The sequence below is a fragment of the Streptomyces sp. NPDC059256 genome (assembly GCF_042753785.1).
Lineage (GTDB): Bacteria > Actinomycetota > Actinomycetes > Streptomycetales > Streptomycetaceae > Streptomyces.
This window is the reverse complement of sequence record NZ_JBHYZO010000001.1, coordinates 75,956-99,682: the sequence shown is the minus strand read 5'-3', so window position 1 is coordinate 99,682 and position 23,727 is coordinate 75,956. Positions and strand designations below refer to the sequence as shown.

Here is a 23,727-nt window from a genome sequence, read left to right as displayed (position 1 = left end):
CCTGGCCACCCCCAGGAGGAATTGTCAGTGAGCACCATCAAGAAGGTCACCGTCACCGCGCTGGCCGCGGCGCTGGGCGTCACCACGCTCGCCGCCTGTGGGAGCGACGGGGACGCCAAGGACGGCGGGTCGGGCAGCTCGTCCAAGACGGTCACCCTGGTCACCCATGACTCCTTCGCCGTGTCCGACTCCGTTCTGGCGGACTTCACCAAGCAGTCCGGATACAAGGTGAAGATCCTCAAGAGCGGGGACGCCGGCACCGCGCTCAACAAGGAGATCCTCACCAAGGGCTCCCCCCAGGGCGACGTCTTCTTCGGTGTCGACAACACGCTGCTCTCCCGTGCCCTCGACAAGGGACTGTTCACCGGATACGAGGCCAAGGGCCTGGACCAGGTGAGCGACGAGGTCCAACTCGACAAGGGCGAGCACCGTGTCACCCCGGTCGACACCGGAGACATCTGCGTCAACTACGACAAGAAGTTCTTCGCCGACAAGAAGCTCGCGCCTCCGGCCACCTTCGACGATCTGATCAAGCCCGAGTACAAGAACCTTCTGGTCGTCGAGAACGCGGCCACCTCGTCGCCCGGCCTCGGCTTCCTCCTCGGAACGGTCGCCCAGTACGGCGAGGACCAGTGGACCGGCTACTGGAAGAAGCTCAAGGCCAACGGGGTCAAGGTCGTCGACGGCTGGGACCAGGCGTACAACGAGGAGTTCTCCGGCTCGGCCGGTGGCAAGAAGGCGAAGGCCGATCGCCCGCTCGTCGTCTCCTACGCCTCCAGCCCGCCGGTGGAGGTCCTCTACTCCAAGCCCCAGCCCACCACCGCCCCGACCGGCGTCGCCACCGGCACCTGTTTCCGCCAGATCGAGTTCGCCGGGCTGCTGGACGGGGCCAAGAACGAGGCGGGCGGCAAGGCGCTGCTGGACTTCATGGTCTCCAAGACGTTCCAGGAGGACATGCCGCTGAACATGTTCGTCAACCCGGTCGTCAAGGACACCAAGCTGCCGGAGCTGTTCACCAAGTTCGGTGTGACCGTCGACAAGCCGGGCACCGTCGCACCCGACACCATCGCCAAGAACCGGGAGCAGTGGGTCCAGACGTGGTCCTCGCTCGTCGTGAAGTAGCACGGACAGGCCGTCGGGCCGAACTGCGGGCAACCGCCGCGCGGCTCGGTCTGATGGCCCTGCCCGTCACCTTCCTCGCCGTCTTCTTCGCCTACCCGGTCGCCGCCATCGTCGGCCGGGGGCTGAGGGACGGCGGAATGTGGCAGTTCGCTCGGATCGGCGAGGTCATCGGTCGTGACGACCTCCAGCGAGTGCTCTGGTTCACCACCTGGCAGGCGCTCGCCTCCACCGCGCTCACGCTGCTCGTCGCCCTGCCCGGGGCCTATGTCTTCGCCCGACTCGACTTCCCCGGCAAACGGCTGCTGAGAGCGGCCGTGACCGTGCCGTTCGTGCTGCCGACGGTCGTCGTGGGCACCGCGTTCCTCGCCCTGGTGGGCCGGGGCGGACCGCTCGACGAACTGTGGGGCATCCGGCTGGACGCCACGGTCTGGGCCATCCTGCTCGCCCATGTCTTCTTCAACTACGCCGTCGTCGTCAGGACCGTCGGTGGGCTCTGGGCCCAGCTCGACCCGCGGCAGGAGGAGGCCGCCCGAGTGCTGGGCGCGGGTCGTATCGCAGCCTGGCGACAGGTGACCCTGCCCGCCCTGACCCCCGCCCTGGCAGCCGCTGCCCTGATGGTCTTCCTCTTCACCTTCACCTCCTTCGGCGTCGTACAGATCCTCGGCGGACCCTCCTACGCCACCCTGGAAGTGGAGATCTACCGACAGACCGCCCAACTGCTGGACCTGAGGACGGCAGCCGTCCTCACGATGGTGCAGTTCGTGGCGGTCGGGGCCGTCCTCGCCGTGCACGCCTGGACCCTGCGCCGCAGGGAGAGCACCCTGCGGCTGGTGGATCCGGCCCGCACCGCGCGGCCACCGCGCGGCCCGGGACAGTGGACCCTGCTCGGCGTGGTGCTCACCACCATCGTCCTGTTGCTCCTCGCTCCGCTCGCCGTACTGGTGGAACGTTCCCTCGACACCCCCGGCGGCTATGGATTCGACTACTACCGGGCGCTCGGCGACCTCGACGACAGCGGGTCCGCGTTCCTCGTCCCGCCGATCGAGGCGGTCTGGAACTCGCTCCAGTACGCACTGGCGGCAACCGCCATCGCCGTGCTGGTCGGAGGGCTCGCGGCTGCCGCACTCACACGGCGGGCGGGTCGGCTGGTCCGCGGCTTCGACGCGCTGTTGATGCTTCCGCTCGGTGTCTCCGCGGTGACCGTCGGCTTCGGCTTCCTGATCACCTTGGACGAGCCCCCGCTGGATCTGCGGGCCTCCTGGATCCTGGTGCCGTTGGCCCAGGCGCTGGTCGGGGTCCCCTTCGTCGTACGGACGATGCTGCCGGTCCTGCGGGCCGTCGACGGACGGCTGCGGGAGGCGGCTGCGGTGCTGGGAGCCTCCCCGCTACGGGTGTGGCGGGAAGTCGATCTGCCGATGGTGCGGCGGGCGGTGCTGATCGCCGCCGGATTCGCCTTCGCCGTCTCCCTGGGCGAGTTCGGCGCCACCGTCTTCATCGCCCGACCGGACCACCCCACGCTGCCCGTCGCGGTGGCGCGGCTGATCGGACGGCCCGGTGAACTGAACTACGGCCAGGCCATGGCACTGAGCACGATCCTGATGGCCGTGTGCGCCACCGCACTGCTACTGCTGGAGCGGACCAGGGTCCGCAACACCTCCGGAGAGTTCTGATGGCCCTGCCCGAACCGCTGCTGCGCCTCGATGAGGTGACCGTCCGCTTCGGCCCGCGGGCCGTGCTGGACGCGGTGCGTCTGGACGTCGTCGAGCATGAGATCGTCTGCGTTCTCGGCCCCAGCGGGAGCGGAAAGTCGACCCTGTTGAGGGTGGTCGCCGGACTCCAGCGCGCCGATGCGGGGCGGGTGCTGCTGTCGGGAGTCGACCAGAGCGGCGTCCCCGTACACCGCCGGGGCGTGGGAATGATGTTCCAGGACCACCAGCTCTTCCCCCAACGCGATGTCGCAGGCAACCTCGCCTTCGGACTGCGGATGCACGGCACGGCGAAGGCCGAACAGCAGCGGCGCATCGCCGAGTTGCTGGAGCTGGTGGGTCTGCCGGGCGCCCAGAAGCGGGCCGTCTCCTCCTTGTCGGGCGGTGAGCAGCAGCGGGTCGCCCTGGCCAGGGCGCTGGCCCCCGAACCGCGGCTGTTGATGCTCGACGAACCCCTTGGACAGTTGGACCGGGGACTGCGGGAGCGGCTCGTCATCGAACTGCGTGAGCTCTTCGGCCGGCTGGGCACCACCGTGCTCGCCGTCACCCATGACCAGGGCGAGGCGTTCGCGCTCGCCGACCGGGTGGTGGTCATGCACGAGGGGCGCATCGCCCAGACGGGCGCGCCGCTGGAGGTCTGGCAGCGCCCCGCCGATGAGTTCGTGGCCCGGTTCCTCGGTTTCGACAACGTCGTCTCCGCCACGGTCAGCGGCACGGTCGCCCGTACGGCCTGGGGGAAGGTCCCCGTTCCCGACGGCTCGGCACAGGGCGAGCAACGGCTGTTGGTGCGACCTGCGGGGGTGCGCATCGGTGCGCCCGAGGACGGTGTGCGCTGTCGCGTGGAGGGTCGGACGTTCCGCGGCAGCCGGGTTGCGGTGCGGCTGCGTCCTGAGGAAGGCCCGCCGTTGGAGGCGGAGGTGGCGCTACGGGACGTTCCCGAGGAGGGCGCGGAAGTGGGGGTCGCCTTCGCGGTGGACGAGGTGGTGGTGCTGGGGTGAGGTGCCGTCAGGTGCTGTGCTTCCGTTGCTTCCGTTGCTCTCGGCGGACCGTGAGCGGCCGTCAGTTCGCGGTCGGCGCGTGGGGTCGTGCGTCTGGTGACGGCGTGCAGGCTTCCGCGATGGCGAGGGCGTCCTCCACCACGCGATAGCCGACGATCAACCCGTTGTGAACGGTCAGCCCCAGCGTGAACGGTGAACGGAACGTCTTTCCCGTCGCCCGGACCGTTCCCGCGAGCCGTCCGCTGATCAGCGCCCGGTCGCCCGTGACGGTGATCGCGTCGACGGAGGTGCCCGCCGGATCGGGCTGCTGGCCCTCGGTCAACTCCCGGAAGTGAGCGGCGACATCGGCGCGCGTTCGTCGCGGTCGGATCCAGGGCACCGCGGGGTTCTCTGCGATCACCCAGTCGACCTCCGGAGCGAACAGTTTGGCGATCCGCTCCGGCGATCCTTCCTGGAGGCGGGCCAGGAACCCCGACACGACGGCCCCGGTCGCCTCGTCGGCACCGGAGGGTCGGGTCGCGATGTGTGCGGTGGCTGCTGCGGTGGTCATGGTGGGTCGGGTCCTTCCAGGGGGACGGCTACGACGGAAATCCTGCTGCGGCCGTCGCGAAAGGTCGATGACGTCTGAGGTAATGCCGGGCCCTGGCACCTGGCCCCGGGGCCGCCTTGGACTCCCGACGCCGGTCCGCGCCGAGGCCGACCGGCAACCACCGCCCGACCCGGCGCACCCTGCCTCAACAGCCCTGAACAGCCTGAACAGCCCTGAAACAGCCCGTCAGCCCGTCAGCGGGGCTGCGGCGAGCGTCGCCACCGCCCACGTCAGGGGAGCGAAGACCAGCAGGAGGGCCGCCACCCGCAGTGCGGCGGCCAGGCGCAGGGAGCCTGCCGGAGCCCCCAGCCCCCGCAGTTCGCCCATGGTCTCGGTACGGGTGCGACGCACGTCGACGGCGGCGATCAGCAGCGTCGCCGATGTACAGGCGATCACCAGTGCGGCCCCGAGACCGGTCAGGGGGCCGAAGGGCCGTGGCCCCTCACCCGCGAGTGTCCAGGCCGCGATCACCGCCGATGCCACGGCGCACACCACTCCCAGGGGGCGTCCGATCCGATGTGACTCCGCCATCAGGACCCGGCCCGCGAGCAGTCGTACCGCACTCGGTCGGAAGGTTTGCAGCAGCCGCCCGCAGAAGTGGGTCAGCGCCGGGCCGGCGATCGCCAGGCCCACGGCGGTCAGCGCCCAGCCGACGAGGACCCCCACCGGGTTGCTGTCGAGCTCTCCGGGCAGTTGGACCGATGCGCCGCCGTCCGTGTGGGCCGCGTACGTTCCGACCGCGAGGCCCACCGCCGTCAGGGTGCACCCCCAGGGCAGTCCGCCCGGCGCGGACGGAGGTGCCGGGCGGGCGTCGGGCGCAGGGTCGTCCTCGCGCGGACGCAGGGCGAGCGCCGCCGCGGCCGTGGCGCCCAGCGGGGCGAGCGTCAGGAGGGTCAGGGTGGCCGCGAAGGGCAACGGCTGCTCGGCGGCGAGCAACTCGGCTGCGGCACCGTCGAGGGGCAGACCGGTGAGATCACCCCGTAGATGGAGGAAGAGCAGGAGGGCGACCGCGCTGCCGAGGGTGCCCGCAACGGCCGTGGACGAGGCGGAGAGCAACGCCATCCGCCCCGGTCCCAGCCCGATGGCGGACAGTCCGGTGCGCGGTCGGGTACCGGGGTCGGTACGGGCCACCGCCACCGCGAACTGGACGGTGGCGGCGAGCGGGATCGCGCACCAGGACAGGCGCAGCAGGGAAGCCGCCGAGTCCCCGGGGTGCGCCAGCGCATGGGTCAGCGCGCACAAGAGCAGGAAGCCGACTCCCGCGGACGCCGCGGCCACGAGCAGTCGCCGCAGGAGTACCAGGGGGTGGGCGCCGCGGGCTAGACGGAGAGCGAGCACTCGGCCCGGCCTTCCGGTGCGGTGTCGGACAGCGAGGTCACCCGACGGCCGTCGACGAGGACGGCGGTCCGGTCGGCGAGCGCCGCCACCTCGGGGTCGTGGGTGGCGAGCACCACGGTGACGCGGTGGGAGCGGGCGGCTGCCAGCACCGTCCGCAGGAGGTGGGCGTGGTCCGAGCGGTGCAGGGACGCCGTGGGTTCGTCGGCGAAGAGGACGCCCGGGGTGGCCGCCAGTGCGCGGGCGGCCGTGGTGCGTTGCCGTTGTGCCTGGTTGAGCGCGTGGGGGCGGTGCCGGGCGAGATGTCCGATGTCGAGGCGTTCGAGCCACTCCAGGGCGGTCGCCTTGGCGCTGCGGCGTGAGGTGCCGCGCAGCAGCAGGGGGAGCGCCGTGTTCTCCCAGGCGGTGAGCTCCGGGACGAGACCGGGCTCGGGGCCGATCCAGGCGAAGTGGTCGCGGCGCAGTCGTTCGCGCTGGAGCGCGGGCAGGGTGTGGACGGGGGAGCCGTCGAACCAGACCTCCCCCTCGTCCGCGAGGGTCTGCCCGGACAGACAGCGCAGCAGTGTGGTCTTTCCGCTGCCGCGGGGCCCGCACACGGCGAGGACCTCCCCCTTGCGCACCCCGAGCGAGACACCGGCGAGCGCGGGTGATCCGTTGTGGGCGTGGTGGAGGGCGCGTGCCCAGATCACATCGTTGTCCGGCGGGGCCACCATGGCGTACACCTCGGTTCTGATCAGATTCGTCGTCCCTCGTACGGCGGAACGAAGCCAGGCCGATCGGTCACTCGCACGCTAGGCAGCCGGATGCGGGCTGCCGGGAAGCACACGGCCCGGGTGCGCGCCATCCACTCGGATGGGCGTACCCGGGCCGTGTTGCGGGGCCGAGATCAGACCGTGGCGGTCGTGATCAGAGCTTGGTCCACGCCTCGGTGAGGACGGTCCGCAGCACCTGCTCGATCTCGTCGAACGTCGTCTGGTCCGCGATCAGCGGCGGCGCGAGCTGGATGACCGGGTCACCGCGGTCGTCGGCCCGGCAGTACAGGCCGTTGTCGTACAGCGCCTTCGAGAGGAAGCCGTACAGGACGCGCTCGGTCTCCTCGTCGGTGAAGGTCTCCTTGGTGGCCTTGTCCTTCACCAGCTCGATGCCGTAGAAGAAGCCGTTTCCGCGTACGTCACCGACGATCGGCAGGTCGTAGAGCTTCTCCAGCGTGGCCTTGAAGTTGCCCTCGTTGTCGAGGACGTGCTGGTTGAGGCCCTCGCGCTCGAAGATGTCGAGGTTGGCGATGCCGACGGCCGCGGAGACCGGGTGGCCGCCGAAGGTGTAGCCGTGCAGGAAGGTGTTGTCACCCTTGTAGAACGGCTCGGCGATCTTGTCCGAGATGATGCAGGCGCCGATCGGGGAGTAGCCCGAGGTCATGCCCTTGGCGCAGGTGATCATGTCCGGGATGTAGCCGAACTTGTCACAGGCGAAGGTGGTGCCGAGGCGGCCGAAGGCACAGATGACCTCGTCCGATACGAGCAGCACGTCGTACTGGTCGCAGATCTCGCGCACCCGCTGGAAGTAGCCGGGCGGGGGCGGGAAGCATCCGCCCGCGTTCTGCACGGGCTCCAGGAACACCGCGGCCACGGTGTCGGCGCCCTCGAAGAGGATCTCCTGCTCGATCTGGTCGGCGGCCCAGCGGCCGAACGCCTCGGGGTCGTCGCCGTAGATCGGGGCGCGGTAGATGTTGGTGTTGGGCACCTTGTGTGCGCCGGGCACCAGCGGCTCGAAGGGAGCCTTCAGCGCGGGCAGACCGGTGATGGACAGGGCGCCCTGCGGGGTGCCGTGGTAGGCGACCGCACGCGAGATGACCTTGTACTTGGTGTGGTGACCGCGCAGCTTCCAGTACTGCTTGGCGAGCTTCCACGCGGTCTCGACCGCTTCGCCGCCACCGGTGGTGAAGAAGACCTTGTTGAGGTCGCCCGGGGCCTCGTGGGCGAGGCGCTCGGCCAGCTCGACGGCCTTCGGGTGGGCGTAGGACCACACCGGGAAGAACGCCAGTTCCTGGGCCTGCTTGTACGCGGTCTCGGCCAGCTCTATGCGGCCGTGTCCGGCGTTGACGACGAAGAGTCCGGCGAGCCCGTCGATGTAGCGCTTGCCCTGGTCGTCGTAGATGTAGGTGCCCTCACCGCGAACGATGGTGGGGACGGGGTTGTGCTCGTACGACGACATGCGGGTGAAGTGCATCCACAGGTGGTCGTAGGCGGTCTTGGAGAGGTCGCTGCGGTTGCTCACGGCTATCGGGTTCCCCACGTGTAGGTCTGCTTCTTGAGCTTGAGGTAGACGAAGCTCTCGGTGGACCGCACACCGGGGAGTGCACGAATCCGCTTGTTGATCACTTCGAGCAGGTGGTCGTCGTCCTCGCAGACGACCTCCACCATCAGATCGAAGGAGCCCGCGGTCATCACCACGTACTCGCATTCGTCCATGCCGGTCAGCGCTTCCGCCACCGGGTCGAGGTCCCCCTCGACCTGGATGCCGACCATCGCCTGACGACGGAAGCCCACGGTGAGCGGGTCCGTCACGGCGACGATTTGCATCACGCCCTGATCGAGCAGCTTCTGGACGCGCTGTCGCACGGCCGCTTCGGAAAGGCCCACGGCCTTGCCGATCGCGGCGTACGGTCGACGCCCGTCCTCTTGGAGCTGCTCGATGATCGCGAGGGAGACGGCATCGATCGTCGGGGACGATCCGCTGCCGCTCCTGGAGTCTGCGCTTCGACTGGCCACCGGATCACCATGCACCGGGAGTCGTCGCTCTCGCAAGCCCCGACCGATGAAATTCGTTGATATGTGCTGCCGATCTCACTGAATCCGTAGATTGGGCGTGCTGGGGCTATGGAAAACGTTACTGGTGCGCTTAGGCTGGCCGTGACTCACCCATCGGAGATCTGACAGGAGGGGTGGCAACAGTGACCACCGAGCTGCGACGTCTGCGCAACTACATCAACGGGGAGTTCCGGGACGCCGCCGACGGCCGGACGATTGATGTCATCAACCCCGCCACCGGCGATGTCTACGCCGCCTCCCCGCTCTCCGGGCAGGCCGACGTCGATGCCGCCATGGACGCCGCGGAGGCAGCCTTCCCCGCCTGGCGCGATGCGACCCCGGCCGAGCGGCAGCGCGTACTGCTCAAGATCGCGGATGCGGTGGAGGAGCGGGCCGAGGACCTGATCGCCATCGAGTCCGAGAACACCGGCAAGCCGCTGGAACTCGTCCGCACCGAAGAGATCCCGCCCATGGTGGACCAGATCCGCTTCTTCGCCGGTGCCGCGCGGATGCTCGAAGGCCGCTCCGCCGGTGAGTACATGGAGGGCTTCACCTCCATCGTCCGCCGGGAGCCGGTCGGCGTCTGCGCGCAGGTCGCCCCCTGGAACTACCCGATGATGATGGCCGTCTGGAAGTTCGCCCCGGCGCTCGCCGCGGGCAACACCGTCGTCCTCAAGCCGTCGGACACCACTCCCGCGTCCACCGTGCTGCTGGCCGAGATTATCGGTGCCATCGTCCCCAAGGGCGTCTTCAACGTCATCTGCGGCGACCGTGACACCGGCCGCGCGATGGTCGAGCACCCCACCCCGGCGATGGCCTCCATCACCGGTTCGGTACGTGCGGGCATGCAGGTGGCCGAGTCCGCGGCCAAGGACGTCAAGCGCGTTCACCTGGAGCTGGGCGGCAAGGCCCCCGTCGTGGTCTTCGAGGACACCGACATCGCCAAGGCCGTCGAGGACATCGCGGTCGCCGGATACTTCAACGCCGGCCAGGACTGTACGGCTGCGACCCGCGTCCTCGTCCACGAGTCCATCCACGACGAGTTCGTGGCCGCCCTCGCCAAGACCGCGTCCGAGACCAAGACGGGTGCGCCCGACGAGGACGTGCTCTACGGCCCCCTGAACAACGCCAACCAGCTCGCCCAGGTCTCCGGGTTCATCGACCGGCTGCCCGCGCACGCCAAGGTGGAGGCGGGCGGCAAGCGCGTAGGGGACAAGGGGTACTTCTACGCCCCCACCGTGGTCTCCGGCCTCAAGCAGGACGACGAGATCATCCAGAACGAGGTCTTCGGTCCGGTCATCACCGTCCAGTCCTTCACCGACGAGGCGCAGGCGCTCGGGTGGGCCAACGACGTCGAGTACGCGTTGGCGTCCTCCGTGTGGACCAAGGACCACGCGCGTGCCATGCGGATGTCGAAGGCGCTCGACTTCGGTTGCGTCTGGATCAACACCCACATCCCGCTCGTGGCCGAGATGCCGCACGGCGGCTACAAGAAGTCGGGCTACGGCAAGGACCTGTCCGCCTACGGCTTCGAGGACTACACGCGGATCAAGCACGTGATGACGTCCCTCGACGGCTGACCCCAGCTTCGTGCCCCGTCCGGTCCCTCCGGTGCGGGGCACGGGCATGTCCGGAGCAGAAGCGGCCTGACAGCCGGCCTGACAGCCGGCCTGACAGCAGGGCGGACGCGGGGAGGGCGCGGGGAGGGCGCAGGGCGATCCCCTACCCCCGCTGCACCCCGTCGAATGATCGACAAGGTGTCCCGCCCCGCCGTCAGGGGTCGACGGACCGTCCATTGCCCACAGCCGGTCAGACCGGACATCCTGCGCAGGTGTCAGCGCTACGGATGAATCCCATGTCACGGCGGTCCCTGCTGCGCGCGCTCGGCGCGGGCGCCGCCCTCGCCGGCGGTGCTGCCCTCACCGGCTGCGGGGTGCCGGCCGCCTATGTGCAGCCCGGCGATCGCGCAGGCCGGGACCGGTCGGCGCAGGAGCGCAGTGTCCACTTCGCGAACTGGCCGCTGTACATCGACACCGACGAGAAGAACGAGTCCCGTCGGCCCACGCTGGCCGCCTTCACCGAGCGCACCGGGATCAATGTCCGTTACACCGAGGAGATCAACGACAACGACGAGTTCTTCGGCAAGGTCAGTCCGGCCCTGATGAACCACCAGGAGACCGGCCGGGACCTCATCGTGATCAGCGACTGGATGGCCGCCCGATTCGTCCGGCTCGGCTGGGTGCAGGAGATGGACCGGGCCCGGCAGCCGAACGTCACCCGGTATCTGGACCCCCAACTGCGCTCGCCCGCCTTCGACAAGGGCCGGCTGCACAGCGTCCCCTGGCAGTCCGGGATCACGGGCATCGCCTACAACCGCAAGAAGCTCGGCCGGGAACTGCGGAGCACCGCGGATCTGTGGGCGGACGACCTGCGGGGGCGGGTCACCCTGCTCTCCGGGCTCGACGAGTCCTTCGCCCTCCTGATGCAGGGCGAGGGCGTGGACATCACCCGCTGGACCGAGGACGACTTCCACGACATGTGCGACCGGGTGGAACGCATGGTGAAGCGCCGCCACATCCGACGCTTCACCGGCAACGACTACATCAAGGACCTCGACAGCGGGGACGTGCTGGCGTGCCAGGCGTACTCGGGGGACGTCATCCAACTCCAGGCGGACAACCCCGACATCGCCTTCGTCGTGCCCGAGGAGGGCGGCGAACTCTGGGCCGAGAGCCTGATGATCCCCAACCTCGCCCATCACAAGCGCAATGCCGAGGCGCTGATCGACCACTACTACCAGCCGGAGGTCGCCGCCGAACTCGCGAGCTGGGTCAACTACGTCTGCCCGGTGCCCGCGGCCCGTGACGTCCTGGCCTCAGCCAAGGACGAGGAGACCGCGGCCCTCGCCGAAGACCCACTGATCTTCCCCGACGACGAGATGCGCCGCCGACTCGCCATCGCCCGGGACATCACCTCCGCGGAACGGGTCCGGCTCGCACAGCGCTGGAACACGATCGCGGGTCTGTAGCCGGACCGAGCGGCTGACCTGGCCTGACCGGCTGGGAGGGGTCGTGGGTCGTGGGTCGTGCCCAGGATGGCCGAAGGGCCACCGGGCGTCCGCGGTTCAGTTTCGCCACGATTCCCGATTCCCGATTCCCGATTCCTGGCTCCCGGTTCCTGACTCGGCCTTCCGCCTGGGCCGCATCGGTCGACGAGTCGGGTCCTCGCCGTGCCCAGGAGACCTCCATGATCTCCCGTACGCCTAGGGCTTGCGGCCCACCGCGCCGTACTGCGCCACCCGTGGAGGCAACTCCACGCCGTCCTCCACCCGCCAGTGCGCACAGCACACCACGCCCGGCTCCAGGATCTCCAGGCCGTCGAAGAACGAGGTGATCTCGGCGCCCGTACGGGCGGTGATGGGCGGGGTGGCGTTCTCGTTCCAGAACGCCATCGCGTCGGCGTTGCCCTCACCGCCGAGTTCCAGCGTCGGATGGGTCACCACCAGATGGCTGCCGGAGGGCATCGCGGACATCAGCGAACGGGCGATCGAACGGGCCTGGTCGGTGTCGAGCACGAAGTTCAGGATGCCGAGCATTATCACGGCCACCGGACGCGTCAGATCCAGTGTTCCATCGACGGCACGGACGGTACGGAGGATCGCCTGCGGATCGTGGGCGTCCGCGTCGACGTACGAGGTCGCGCCCTCCGGGGAACTGGTGAGCAGCGCCCGGGCGTGGGCCAGCACGATCGGATCGTTGTCGACGTACACGATCCGGGAGTCGGGGGCGATGCGCTGGGCCACCTCGTGGGTGTTCTCCGCGGTGGGCAGCCCCGTCCCGATGTCGAGGAACTGCCGTACGCCGAGGTCGGCGGTCAGATGGGTCACCGCGCGCCGTAGGAACGACCGGTCCGCGCGGGCCACTTCCCCGATGCTCGGATAGAGGGCGGTGATGTGGTCGCCCACGGCGCGATCGACGGGGTAGTTGTCCTTCCCACCGAGCCAGTGGTTCCAGACTCGGGCGTTGTGGGCCACATCGGTACGGATTCTGTCATTCATCGGCGACTCCTCGGCCGGAGGGGCGGGTGGTCCATCATGCCCGAAATGATCAAGTCGTCGTGGCCGGTGAGTAGTTCGTGGCGCCTTCCGGGGCTGCCGCCGAGGACAGCACCGAACGCAGGGTGCCGATGCGGTTGCTGGTGATGGAGTCGATGCCCGCTGCCAGCAGTCGACGCATGGTGCGACGGGTGTCGGCGGTCCAGGCGGAGACCAACAGGCCCTCATGGTGGACACGATCCACGAGCCCCCGGCTGACCAGGCCAAAGCGGTAGTTGAGCGTGCGGGGGCGTACGGCGGCCAGGAGGACCGGGCGCGGCGGTGCCAGCGAGGTCCAGGTCAGAGCGATCTCCGCGGACGGATCGGCCGTGCGCACCGCGAGCATGGTGGCCGGTCCCGCGCAGTAGTACACCCGGTCCCCGGCTCCCCCTTCGCCGACCGCGCCCACGACCGTGCGCACCGACTCCGGTGTGGCACCCGGCAGATCGATCATCACGCGGTGGTCCGACAGGGTGCGCAGGGCCTCGTCCAAGGTGGGCACGCCCTGTCCGGTCAACCGGGCCACCTCGGCGTACGTGAGGTCCTTGAGTCGTCGGTCGTGGTTCCACAGCCGCTTCAGCGTGGCGTCGTGCAGCAGGACGGGCACGTTGTCCCGGGTCACCCGCACATCGATCTCCACCGCATCGGCTCCCCTGGCCACGGCCGAGCGGAGCGAGGGGAGGGTGTTCTCACGGGCGAGGTAGGGATCGCCGCGGTGTCCCACGGCGGTGACGGTAGGCATGGCCCCATTGTCACCGCACTCCACGGCGCACGCCGCCGGGTGGACCGGATGCCGCGCAACCGCCCCACCCGGCAGCGTCGGCTTGCTCAGGGCGCCAGCCAGGCCGTGGTGTAGGCGTCGATCTCGCTGCTGATCCTGGACTTGCCTGCGGGGTCGAGGAACGAAGCCTCCACGGCGTTCTTCGCGAGTTCCGCCACTCCGTGCTCATCGAGGTCCAGGAGTCGCGCCGCGACCGCGTACTCGGTGTTGAGGTCGGTACCGAACATCGGCGGGTCGTCGCTGTTGACGGTGACCAGCACTCCGGCCTCGACCATCTGCCTGATCGGGTGCTGTTCGAGGTCGAGGACCGCTCGCGTGGCGATGTTCGAGGTGGGGCACACCTCCAGCGGAATGCGGTGCTCGGCGAGATGGGCGAGCAGCGCCGGGTCCTGGACGGCGCTGGTGCCGTGCCCGATGCGCTCGGCCCCCAGATGACGGATCGAGTCCCAGATCGTCTGCGGTCCCGTGGTCTCACCGGCGTGCGGCACCGATCGCAGACCGGCCGCGATCGCCCGGTCGAAGTGCGAGGTGAACTGGGCCCGGGACACACCGATCTCCGGGCCGCCCAGCCCGAAGGAGACCAACCCCTCGGGGCGCAGGTCCACCGCGAGCCGGGTGGTCTCGTCGGCCGCCTCCAACCCGGCTTCTCCGGGAATGTCGAAGCACCACCGCAGCACCACGCCCAACTCCCGCTCCGCCGCCTTGCGGGCGTCCTCGATCGCCGCCATGAAGGCCCGCTCGTCGATGCCGCGACGGGTCGAACTGAAGGGGGTGATCGTCAGCTCCGCGTAGCGGATGTTCTGGCGCGCCATGTCACGGGCCACCTCGAAGGTGAGCAGCCGGACGTCCTCGGGCGTGCGGATCAGATCGACCACCGACAGATAGACGTCGATGAAGTGCGCGAAGTCCGTGAAGGTGAAGTAGTCCGCCAACGCCTCGGGGTCGGTCGGCACCTTGGAGTCCGGGTGCTGGGCGGCGAGTTCGGCGACGATCCGGGGGGACGCCGATCCGACGTGGTGCACATGCAGTTCCGCCTTGGGCAGCCCCGCGATGAAGGTGTGCAGATCGGTCATCGAGGTCCTCCGGGGCGATCGGGCGTAGTGGGCACGGATCATCGTAGGCGGCCGGTTCGTCCGGGGGGTCGAGGCTTTAGCATGACCGCAGGACAATCGGGGGGAGAACCATGACTGATCACCCGTCCCAACCGATGGGCGGACAGGAACCGCACGACCCGTGGGCACCGCCGGCTCCGGCCGCGCCGTACGGGGGATCGGGGCAGCCCACGCCTCCCTATCCTTCGCCGCACGTGCACGACCAGCCCACCATCGCCGCCATGCCCGGTGCCGTGCCCCCGCCGTCCACCGGTTCGGTGCCGCCGCCTCCGGTGGCACCCGGTGGCCCGGCCGCAGCCCCGGCGGGCCCGTACGGATATCCGGCGGCTACCAGTGCACCGCAGCAGGGGCCTGCGGGCTATGCGCCCTTCCCGGGCTACCCGGCCTACGGCCAGCCGGGCCACCAGCCGCTGCTCCCGCAGCAGAACGGGCTGGGCACCACCGCGATGGTGCTCGGCATCGTGGCCACGTTGCTCTTCTGTCTCTACGGCGTGGTCTCGATCGTCCTGGGCATCATGGCCATCGTCTTCGGCACCATCGGCCGCAAGCGTGTGCGGCAGGGTGAGGCGAACAACGGCGGCATGGCGCTGTCCGGGATCATCCTGGGAGCGATCGGCGTTGTGCTCGGCGGGCTCTACATCGCGTTGATCGTCTGGGGGATCGCCAGCGAGCAGATCTAAAGGGCTGTCCCGCCAGTACTCGGCGGGACGGCCCTCGTGGAATGTCCTTGGGGAATGTCTTCGAACGAGGACGCTCGTACGGACCGCGCCGGGGTGCTTCAGCATCCCGGCGCTTCCCGTCCCCCGTGAACTTCAGCGCAGGTCGGCGAGACCCGGCGAAGGTGCCTGGTCCGGGCGCTCATGCCCGGGGGCGACACGAATACCAGGGCCGGCACCCGCAGCGGCCCCTTGGACCTGTGCCAGGTGGTGCGCAGGGCCCGGAGCCCGCCCCCGCTCATATGTGGTGCCTATGCGGGCGGGTCTATCGCCCCCTGCGAGCCCCGCAGCTCCTCCCGGGCCTCCATCAGCGCGAATCCCAAGAGGTTCAGCCCTCGCCAGCGGGTCGGGTCCGCCGCCCGCTCGTCATCGGCCGTCAGTCCGATCCCCCAGATCCGGTCCTGTGGGCTCGCCTCCACCAGCACTCGGTCTCCGGTGCCGAGCAGAAAGGCCCCGAGCTCCGGGAGCCGGCCGAACTTGTGGACGCTGCCACGGCGCACGATGTCGAAGCGCTCGCGCTTCCACACACTCTCGTCGAAGCCGCGCACCAGCCGACCGGCCTTCTTGGCCTCCGCCGGACTGTTGGCTTCGAGGGCCTGTCGCTCGGCCTCGGGGTCATCGAACAGCCTGGCCTTCTCCGCCATCATCCAGTGCTCGGCCGTCGCGTAGTGCACGTTGTCCACCGTGAACGGTGCGGGCCACCACTGGCTGAGACAGCCCGCGCCGATCTTTCCGTCCGGACGCGCTCGGTGCCCCCAAAAGTGCAGATACTTGATGCGCTCACCACTGCTGACCTGCTGCATCAGCTCATCCATCGCCATGCACGCGAGTCTTGCATCCACCACTGACACTCCGTACGGGGAATTGCCCGTAGACGCGACAGATGGTCGACCGATTCCGTCGCGTAACCAAAAGGCAACAACGGAATCACTTGTTGGCTTAAGGGTGCTCTGTCAGGATCGGCACTCCATTCACGCTGGGACAACGACGTCGAGCGCCGGAATCTCGACGTCCATGGCCTTGCGGCCTCCCACCATCCTTCCGGCACGACCAAGGCACCGCCCGGCATGGTCCGGGCACCAATCAGTCAACATCCAGGGCGATGTGCATCGAACTGGGACTACGGAGACGTCATGGGCAACCGCGACCAGATGCAGGACCGTTTCGCCGGCGGCGCGCAGTACATCGCCGGAGAGCTACGGCCCGGCACCTCAGGGCGTACGCAGGACATCGTCGACCCGGCCACCGGTGAGACCGTCCTCGGCTACGAGCTGGCGGGAACCGCCGATGTGGACGCCGCCGTCGCCGCCGCCCGCGAGGCGTTCCCCCAGTGGGCGGGCGCCACCCCAGGCGAGCGCTCCGACGCCCTGCACAGCTTCGCCTCGGTGCTGGCAGCACAGGCCGACGACTTCGCCCGGGCCGAGTCGCTCCAGTGCGGCAAGCCCATCAAGCTCAGCACCGAGTTCGACGTTCCCGGCACGGTGGACAACACGGCCTTCTTCGCCGGAGCGGCCCGCCACCTCCAGGGCCAGTCGGCCGGTGAGTACAGCGGTGACCACACCTCGTACGTACGCCGTGAGGCGATCGGTGTCATCGGCTCCATCGCCCCCTGGAACTATCCGCTCCAGATGGCCGCCTGGAAGATCCTCCCGGCCATCGCCGCGGGCAACACCATCGTCCTCAAGCCGGCTGAGATCACCCCGCTGACCTCGCTGATGTTCGCCCAGGCCGCGACCGAGGCCGGTATCCCCGACGGTGTCATCAACATCGTCTCCGGCGCCGGCCTCGGCGCCGGAGAGCATCTGGTGGGCCACCCCGACGTGGCCATGACCTCCTTCACCGGCTCCACCGCCGTGGGCAAGCGCGTCGCCGAGATCGCCACGTCCACCGTCAAGCGACTCCACCTCGAACTCGGCGGCAAGGCCCCCTTCGTCGTCTTCGACGATGCCGACCCCGAGGCCGCGATCCAGGGCGCTGTCGCCGGATCGCTGATCAACTCCGGTCAGGACTGCACCGCTGCTACGCGCGTCTATGTGCAGCGCCCCCTCTATGACCAGCTCACCGCCGGCATCGCCGATGTGATGGCGAGCGTGCGGGTGGGCGACCCCTTCGACCCGGCCACCGACCTCGGCCCCCTGGTCTCGCACGCCCACCGCGACCGCGTCGCCGGCTTCGTGGAGCGGGCCCGTGCCTACGCCAGGGTTGTCACCGGCGGCGCCATCCCCAAGGACCGCCCCGAGGGCGCGTTCTACCTTCCGACCCTGATCGCGGGCGCCGCCCAGGACAGCGAGGTCGTCCAGTCCGAGATCTTCGGCCCGGTCCTGGTCATCCTGCCCTTCGACTCCGACGACGAGGGCATCGCACTCGCCAATGACACCCCGTACGGACTCGCCGCCTCCGCCTGGACGCGCGACGTCTACCGGGCCGGACGCGCCACCCGTGAGATCAAGGCGGGCTGCGTCTGGGTGAACGACCACATCCCGATCATCAGCGAGATGCCGCACGGCGGATACAAGGCATCGGGATACGGCAAGGACATGTCCACGTACTCCTTCGAGGAATACACGCAGGTCAAGCACGTCATGTACGACAACACCGCGGTGGCCGCGAAGGACTGGCACCGCACGATCTTCGGGGACAGATAGCCGATCGCCGCCCCCGTGCGCGGGGGCGGCCCCCATCCCGAAAGGGCACAGCTTTATGGACCGAAACGAGTCCGAAGGTCCCCAGGACCTCTCCGGGGCCCAACTCGCTGCGATGCGGCGCACCCTCACCAGCGGCAGGGGTGCCCTCACCCGCCGTTCGGTGCTGCGCGCGGGCGGTGTCGGAGCGCTCGGCGTGGGTGCGATGGCCGCCCTGAGCGGCTGTGGCATCCCACCCGCCAAACGGGAGGGCGGGGCGCAGTCGTCCGATGACCACTCGGACAAGGAGAAGACACTCAGCTTCTCCAACTGGACCGAGTACATGGACGTCAGTGAGGACGAGAAGAGCCGTCCCACGCTGGTCGAGTTCACCAAGCGGACCGGTATCAAGGTCAAGTACACCGAGGACATCAACGACAACGTCGAGTTCTTCGGCAAGATCCAGCCGCAACTCGCCGCCGGCCAGCCCACGGGCCGCGATCTGATCAGCGTCACCGACTGGCTCGCGGGTCGGATGATCCGCCTCGGCTGGGCGCAGAAGCTGGACGCCTCGCTGCTGCCGAACGCGTACGCCAACCTCTCCGCACAGTTCCGCAGCCCTGACTGGGACCCGGGCCGGGCCTACTCGTACCCCTGGACCGGTATCTCCACCGTCATCGCCTACAACGCGAAGGCCACCGGTGGCAAGAAGGTCGACTCGGTCGCCCAACTCCTCGACGACCCCACCCTGAAGGGTCGCGTCGGCTTCCTCACCGAGATGCGCGACACCGTCGGAATGGCCCTCCTCGACCTCGGCAAGGACCCCGGGAAGTTCACCGACGCCGACTTCGACGCCGCGATCGGCCGGCTACAGAAGGGCGTCGACAAGAAGCAGATCCGGCGCTTCACGGGCAACGACTACACCTCCGACCTGGACAAGGGCGACCTGGCCGCCTGTCTCGCCTGGGCCGGGGACGTCATCCAGCTCCAAGCGGGCAATCCAGACATCAAATATGCGATCCCGGCCGCCGGATACATCACCTCCAGCGACAACCTGCTGGTCCCGGCCGGTGCCCGGCACCAGAAGAACGCCACCCGGCTCATCGACTACTACTACGAGCCACCGGTGGCCGCCCAGCTCGCCGCGTACATCAACTATGTGTGCCCCGTCGAGGGTGTGGCCCCGGAGCTGGCGAAGATCGATCCCGCTCTGGCCAGCAACACTCTGATCATTCCGGACCGGGCGATGGCCGCCAAGTCCCACGCCTTCCGCTCGCTGAGCGCAGCGGAGGAGAAGGCGTACGAAGAGAAGTTCGCCAAGCTCATCGGTGCCTGAGCCCGCCCCGCCCATGCGCCGAACCACCCAGCGCCCCCGTCCTCGTCTGACCGCAACCCCTGGGAACGCGACCCATGACTGACACAACTGCGGGCGGAGATGTCCGCCTCTCCGGGATCAGCAAGAACTACGGCTCCTTCCAAGCCGTCCATCCCCTCGATCTGACCGTTCCCCAGGGCTCGTTCTTCGCACTGCTCGGCGCCTCCGGCTGTGGAAAGACCACCACCCTGCGGATGATCGCCGGCCTGGAGGACCCCAGCACCGGAAGCGTGTTCCTCGGCGACCGCGACGTCACCGGGCTGCCCCCCTACAAACGCCCCGTGAACACGGTGTTCCAGAGCTATGCGCTCTTCCCCCACCTGTCGATCGCGGAGAACGTCGCCTTCGGGCTGCGCCGGCGCGGCATCAAGTCCGTGAAGAAGCAGGTCGGCGAGATGCTGGACCTCGTACAGCTCGGTGACTTCGCCCAGCGCAAACCGCACCAGCTCTCCGGCGGCCAGCAGCAGCGCGTCGCCGTGGCCCGGGCCCTGATCAACCACCCGCAGGTCCTGCTGCTCGACGAGCCGCTCGGCGCGCTCGACCTCAAGCTGCGACGCCAGATGCAGCTGGAACTCAAGCGCATCCAGACCGAGGTCGGCATCACCTTCGTCCATGTCACCCACGACCAGGAGGAGGCCATGACCATGGCCGACACCGTCGCGGTGATGAACGGCGGACGGGTGGAGCAGCTCGGCGCGCCCGCGGAGCTCTACGAGAACCCGCACACCACCTTCGTCGCCAACTTCCTCGGCACCTCCAACCTGATCGAGGCCACGGTGGTCTCGTCGGGCGGCGGCGAGGTGGCCGTCAGCGCCGCGGACGCCACCCTGAAGCTCCCCGTCGACCGCTGCGCCACCACGCCCAGCACCGGTGGCAAGATCCTGGTCGGCATTCGGCCCGAGAAGATCTCCCTGACCCACGCCGATGAAGCGGACGGGATCGGCGCCGGCCGCAACCGGCTCACCGGCACCATCGCCGACTCCAGCTTCATCGGCGTCTCCACCCAGTTCGTCGTCGACAGCCCCGTCTGCCCGGAGCTGGAGGTGTACATCCAGAACATCGAGCGGGACCCCCGGCTGGTGCCCGGCGCCCAGGTGGTCCTGCACTGGAACCCGGACCACACCTTCGGGCTCGACGCGGCCCAGGACATCGACGCGGGCGTGGAGACGGTGGGGGAGACCTCATGACCGCAACCGCCACCGCCGCCGCGGCCGAAGCGGGAGTGGTCCACAAGCCGTCGCTGCGCCGCAAGCTGGTGCCGTACTGGCTGCTGCTCCCCGGCATCCTCTGGCTGCTCGTCTTCTTCGCGCTGCCCCTGGTCTACCAGGCGTCGACCTCGGTCCAGACGGGGTCCCTGGAAGAGGGGTTCAAGGTCACCTGGCACTTCCCGACCTACTGGGACGCCCTCACCGAGTACTGGCCGCACTTCGTGCGCTCGGTGCTCTACGCGGGCACCGCCACGATCCTGTGTCTGCTGCTCGGCTATCCGCTGGCGTATCTGATCGCGTTCAAGGCCGGACGCTGGCGCAATCTGCTGCTGGTCCTGGTCATCGCGCCGTTCTTCACCAGCTTCCTGATCCGCACCCTGGCCTGGAAGACGATCCTCGCCGACAGCGGCCCGGTGGTGGAGACGCTCAACACCATCGGCTTCCTGGACGTCACCAACTGGCTGGGGATGACCGACGGCAGCCGGGTGCTCGCCACTCCGCTCGCCGTCGTCACCGGTCTGACGTACAACTTCCTCCCGTTCATGATCCTTCCGCTCTACACCTCCCTGGAACGGATCGACACCAGGCTCCACGAGGCCGCCGGGGACCTCTACGCGAAGCCGTCGACCGCCTTCCGCAAGGTGACCTTCCCGCTGTCCATGCCGGGTGTGGTCTCCGGGACCATGCTGACCTTCATCCCGGCCAGCGGTGACTACATCAATGCCGAACTGCTCGGCTCCACCGACACCAAGATGGTCGGAAACGTCATCCAGTCGCAGTTCCTACGCGTGCTCGACTATCCGACCGCGGCGGCGCTCTCATTCATCCTCATGGCGGTCGTCCTGATCGTGGTCACGATCTACATTCGCCGGGCTGGAACGGAGGACCTGGTCTGATGCGTTGGCTACGGCGCAATATCGTCGTGATCGCGGGTCTGCTGACGCTCGCGTATCTGATCCTGCCGAACATCGTCGTCATGGTGTTCTCGTTCAACAATCCGGCCGGAAAGTTCAATTACTCCTGGCGCGAATTCTCCACGGAGGCATGGCAGGACCCCTGCGGTGTCGCCGATATGTGCGGCTCGCTGGTCCTCTCGCTCCAGATCGCCTTCTTTGCCACGATCGGGGCGACCGTACTCGGTGCGATGATCGCCTTCGCCCTGGTCCGGTACCGCTTCAAGGCCCGCGGCACGATCAATTCGCTCATCTTTCTGCCGATGGCGATGCCCGAAGTCGTGATGGCCGCCTCACTGCTCACGCTGTTCCTGAACCTCGGCGCCCAGCTGGGTTTCTGGACCATCCTCATAGCGCACACCATGTTCTGTCTCAGCTTTGTGGTGGTCGCCGTCAAAGCGCGGGTGCTTTCCATGGACCCGCGGCTCGAAGAGGCCGCGCGGGATCTCTATGCGGGACCGGTGCAGACCTTTTTGCGGGTCACCCTCCCCATTGCCGCACCGGGAATCGCCGCGGGCGCGATGCTCGCGTTCGCGCTGTCCTTCGACGATTTCATCATCACCAATTTCAACTCGGGTAGCACCGTCACCTTCCCCATGTTCGTATGGGGCTCGGCACAGCGCGGCACACCCGTTCAGATCAATGTCATCGGTACGGCCATGTTCATCATCGCCGTACTGATCGTGGTCGCCGCCCAGCTGATCAGCAGCAGGCGGAAGCACAGCGCACGATCCAAGTAAGGCCCGCACCCGCGGGTCCTCGAAGGAGTGGAAACCATGGCCCCAGCTGCCATGACCTTTGCCTCATCCCTGTCCGACGCCCAGCCCGTGCCCTACTGGCTGGACGACCCGGACAAGCCGACGGCGCTGCCCGCGCTCACCGGCGACGACCGCTGCGACCTCCTGGTCGTCGGCGGCGGATACAGCGGACTGTGGACCGCACTGCTCGCCAAGGAGCGCGACCCGGCCACCGACGTCGTCCTCATCGAAGGCCGCGAGGTGGGCTGGGCCGCCTCGGGCCGCAACGGCGGCTTCTGTGCCGCATCGCTCACCCACGGCCTGAGCAACGGGCTGGCGCGCTGGCCCGGGGAGATCGATCGACTGGAGGAACTCGGCGCCCGAAACCTCGACGGCATCGAGGAGACGGTCGCCCGCTACTCGATCGACTGCGACTTCGAGCGCACCGGCAGTCTCGACGTCGCCACCGAGCCCTACCAGGTGGCCGAATTGGCCGAGATGTACGAGGAGACCCAGCGGCTCGGCATCGAGGGGCTCACCCTCCTCGACCAGGACGCCGTGCGGGCCGAGGTGAACTCGCCGATCTTCCTCGGTGGGCTGTGGGACAAACGGGGGACGGCCATGCTGCACCCTGCCCAGCTCGCCTGGGGCCTCAAGCGCGCCTGTCGGGAACTCGGCGTGCGGATCTACGAGAACACCCCCGGCCTCGACCTCGCCACGGCCGGGGCGGGCATGGCCGTGCGCACCCCCTACGGACGGGTCTTCGCGAGCCGGGTCGCGCTGGGCACCAATGTGTTCCCCTCCCTGGTCAAGCGGGTGCGGCCGTACACCGTTCCGGTCTACGACTACGCGCTGATGACCGAGCCGCTCAGTCCTGCGCAGCTCGCGGAGATCGGCTGGGGCGGCCGGCAGGGGCTCGGCGATGTCGCCAACCAGTTCCACTACTTCCGGATCACGGCCGACCACCGCATCCTGTGGGGCGGCTATGACGCGATCTACCCGTTCGGCGGCAAGGTCAGCGCGGAGCTGGACCACCGTCCGGAGACCTATCTCAAGCTCGCCGAGCACTTCTTCCGCTACTTCCCCCAGCTGGAGGGGTTGCGCTTCAGCCATGCCTGGGGTGGGGCCATCGACACCTGTTCGCGTTTCTCGGCGTTCTTCGGCACGGCGCACGGCGGCCGGGTCGCCTATGCGGCGGGCTACACGGGTCTGGGCGTGGGCGCGACCAGGTTCGGCGCCGATGTGATGCTCGACCTGCTCGCGGGGGAGCGCACCGAGCGCACCGAGTTGGAGATGGTCCGCAGCAAGCCACTGCCCTTCCCGCCCGAGCCGGTGGCCTGGGCGGGCATCGGGATCACCAAGTGGTCGCTCGCGCAGGCGGACGCCAACGGCGGCCGTCGGAACGTCTGGCTGAAGACGATGGACCGCCTGGGTCTCGGCTTCGACAGCTGAGTACCGGCTGAGTACCGCTGGGTGTCGGCTGGGTGTCGGTGAGGGCCGGCTCAGCTCATTGATCGGGCCGCGGCCCTGATTCCTGGATCGCGCTGTCCAGGAACCGGGGCCGCGGTCTTGTG

General features: G+C 68.7%; 21 protein-coding genes. 12 read left to right on the top strand and 9 right to left on the bottom strand.

What is annotated here, in order from left to right; translation table 11 throughout:
• Positions 1 to 27: 27 nt before the first annotated feature.
• From ACFXJL_RS00405 to ACFXJL_RS00395, 3 genes are read left to right on the top strand one after another with little or no spacing between them, the layout of a single operon-like run.
• Positions 28 to 1,122, top strand: coding sequence for a thiamine ABC transporter substrate binding subunit (locus ACFXJL_RS00405; RefSeq protein ID WP_384688040.1), 1,095 nt, complete (start codon positions 28 to 30; stop codon positions 1,120 to 1,122).
• Positions 1,098 to 2,792 (top strand): ABC transporter permease, encoded by a 1,695-nt coding sequence (locus ACFXJL_RS00400; RefSeq protein ID WP_384639962.1) that lies wholly within the window; start codon positions 1,098 to 1,100, stop codon positions 2,790 to 2,792. Before ACFXJL_RS00405 ends, ACFXJL_RS00400 begins: the two co-directional genes overlap by 25 nt.
• Positions 2,792 to 3,826 carry an ABC transporter ATP-binding protein gene (locus ACFXJL_RS00395; RefSeq protein ID WP_384688038.1) on the top strand — a complete coding sequence of 345 codons (1,035 nt, stop codon included), beginning with the start codon at positions 2,792 to 2,794 and terminating at the stop codon, positions 3,824 to 3,826. The genes ACFXJL_RS00400 and ACFXJL_RS00395 overlap by 1 nt, the downstream gene beginning before the upstream one ends.
• A gap of 61 nt (positions 3,827 to 3,887) precedes the next feature.
• On the opposite strand, the gene ACFXJL_RS00390 is transcribed toward ACFXJL_RS00395, so the two are convergent.
• The 5 genes from ACFXJL_RS00390 to ACFXJL_RS00370 form a co-directional block, all read right to left on the bottom strand.
• Positions 3,888 to 4,376, bottom strand: a complete 489-nt coding sequence (locus tag ACFXJL_RS00390) for a nuclear transport factor 2 family protein (protein ID WP_384688036.1) — start codon at positions 4,374 to 4,376, stop codon at positions 3,888 to 3,890.
• Between the two features lie 225 nt (positions 4,377 to 4,601).
• On the bottom strand, positions 4,602 to 5,753 hold the full coding sequence (locus ACFXJL_RS00385) for a hypothetical protein (protein ID WP_384688034.1): 1,152 nt from the start codon (positions 5,751 to 5,753) through the stop codon (positions 4,602 to 4,604).
• Positions 5,735 to 6,463, bottom strand: a complete 729-nt coding sequence (locus ACFXJL_RS00380; protein WP_358878688.1) for an ATP-binding cassette domain-containing protein — start codon at positions 6,461 to 6,463, stop codon at positions 5,735 to 5,737. The genes ACFXJL_RS00385 and ACFXJL_RS00380 overlap by 19 nt, the downstream gene beginning before the upstream one ends.
• Before the next feature lie 193 nt (positions 6,464 to 6,656).
• Complete coding sequence (locus tag ACFXJL_RS00375) at positions 6,657 to 8,042, bottom strand: aspartate aminotransferase family protein (protein WP_358878687.1); 1,386 nt, start codon at positions 8,040 to 8,042, stop codon at positions 6,657 to 6,659.
• The gene (locus ACFXJL_RS00370) at positions 8,027 to 8,533 is read right to left on the bottom strand and encodes an Lrp/AsnC family transcriptional regulator (protein ID WP_358878686.1); all 507 of its coding nucleotides are present in this window, start codon (positions 8,531 to 8,533) and stop codon (positions 8,027 to 8,029) included. Before ACFXJL_RS00370 ends, ACFXJL_RS00375 begins: the two co-directional genes overlap by 16 nt.
• A gap of 167 nt (positions 8,534 to 8,700) precedes the next feature.
• Between ACFXJL_RS00370 and ACFXJL_RS00365 the strand changes: the two genes are divergently transcribed.
• A complete protein-coding gene (locus ACFXJL_RS00365) occupies positions 8,701 to 10,137 on the top strand; it encodes a gamma-aminobutyraldehyde dehydrogenase (RefSeq protein WP_358878685.1) in 1,437 nt (478 codons plus the stop codon).
• 275 nt (positions 10,138 to 10,412) lie between these two features.
• A complete protein-coding gene (locus tag ACFXJL_RS00360; protein WP_384639848.1) occupies positions 10,413 to 11,585 on the top strand; it encodes a PotD/PotF family extracellular solute-binding protein in 1,173 nt (390 codons plus the stop codon).
• 234 nt (positions 11,586 to 11,819) lie between these two features.
• On the opposite strand, the gene ACFXJL_RS00355 is transcribed toward ACFXJL_RS00360, so the two are convergent.
• The 3 genes from ACFXJL_RS00355 to ACFXJL_RS00345 all read right to left on the bottom strand — a co-directional run bounded on the left by ACFXJL_RS00355 (position 11,820) and on the right by ACFXJL_RS00345 (position 14,504).
• Entirely contained in the window at positions 11,820 to 12,614 is a 795-nt protein-coding gene (locus ACFXJL_RS00355) for an SAM-dependent methyltransferase (RefSeq protein ID WP_358878683.1), read from the bottom strand.
• 49 nt (positions 12,615 to 12,663) lie between these two features.
• On the bottom strand, positions 12,664 to 13,392 hold the full coding sequence (locus ACFXJL_RS00350) for a glycerophosphodiester phosphodiesterase (protein WP_384639844.1): 729 nt from the start codon (positions 13,390 to 13,392) through the stop codon (positions 12,664 to 12,666).
• A gap of 86 nt (positions 13,393 to 13,478) precedes the next feature.
• The gene (locus tag ACFXJL_RS00345; protein WP_384639840.1) at positions 13,479 to 14,504 is read right to left on the bottom strand and encodes an adenosine deaminase; all 1,026 of its coding nucleotides are present in this window, start codon (positions 14,502 to 14,504) and stop codon (positions 13,479 to 13,481) included.
• Positions 14,505 to 14,614: 110 nt separating this feature from the next.
• Between ACFXJL_RS00345 and ACFXJL_RS00340 the strand changes: the two genes are divergently transcribed.
• Entirely contained in the window at positions 14,615 to 15,223 is a 609-nt protein-coding gene (locus tag ACFXJL_RS00340; protein WP_384688030.1) for a DUF4190 domain-containing protein, read from the top strand.
• A 287-nt stretch (positions 15,224 to 15,510) separates the two neighbouring features.
• On the opposite strand, the gene ACFXJL_RS00335 is transcribed toward ACFXJL_RS00340, so the two are convergent.
• Complete coding sequence (locus ACFXJL_RS00335) at positions 15,511 to 16,080, bottom strand: NADAR family protein (RefSeq protein WP_384688028.1); 570 nt, start codon at positions 16,078 to 16,080, stop codon at positions 15,511 to 15,513.
• A gap of 312 nt (positions 16,081 to 16,392) precedes the next feature.
• On the opposite strand from ACFXJL_RS00335, the gene ACFXJL_RS00330 reads away from it, so the two are divergent.
• The 6 genes from ACFXJL_RS00330 to ACFXJL_RS00305 all read left to right on the top strand — a co-directional run bounded on the left by ACFXJL_RS00330 (position 16,393) and on the right by ACFXJL_RS00305 (position 23,605).
• Positions 16,393 to 17,904 carry a gamma-aminobutyraldehyde dehydrogenase gene (locus tag ACFXJL_RS00330; protein ID WP_358878678.1) on the top strand — a complete coding sequence of 504 codons (1,512 nt, stop codon included), beginning with the start codon at positions 16,393 to 16,395 and terminating at the stop codon, positions 17,902 to 17,904.
• Between the two features lie 55 nt (positions 17,905 to 17,959).
• The gene (locus ACFXJL_RS00325; protein WP_384639830.1) at positions 17,960 to 19,216 is read left to right on the top strand and encodes a spermidine/putrescine ABC transporter substrate-binding protein; all 1,257 of its coding nucleotides are present in this window, start codon (positions 17,960 to 17,962) and stop codon (positions 19,214 to 19,216) included.
• 74 nt (positions 19,217 to 19,290) lie between these two features.
• On the top strand, positions 19,291 to 20,442 hold the full coding sequence (locus ACFXJL_RS00320; RefSeq protein ID WP_358878676.1) for an ABC transporter ATP-binding protein: 1,152 nt from the start codon (positions 19,291 to 19,293) through the stop codon (positions 20,440 to 20,442).
• A complete protein-coding gene (locus tag ACFXJL_RS00315) occupies positions 20,439 to 21,359 on the top strand; it encodes an ABC transporter permease (protein ID WP_329023799.1) in 921 nt (306 codons plus the stop codon). Before ACFXJL_RS00320 ends, ACFXJL_RS00315 begins: the two co-directional genes overlap by 4 nt.
• A complete protein-coding gene (locus ACFXJL_RS00310) occupies positions 21,359 to 22,156 on the top strand; it encodes an ABC transporter permease (RefSeq protein WP_358878675.1) in 798 nt (265 codons plus the stop codon). Before ACFXJL_RS00315 ends, ACFXJL_RS00310 begins: the two co-directional genes overlap by 1 nt.
• 36 nt (positions 22,157 to 22,192) lie before the next feature.
• A complete protein-coding gene (locus ACFXJL_RS00305) occupies positions 22,193 to 23,605 on the top strand; it encodes an NAD(P)/FAD-dependent oxidoreductase (RefSeq protein WP_384639826.1) in 1,413 nt (470 codons plus the stop codon).
• Positions 23,606 to 23,727 lie beyond the last annotated feature (122 nt).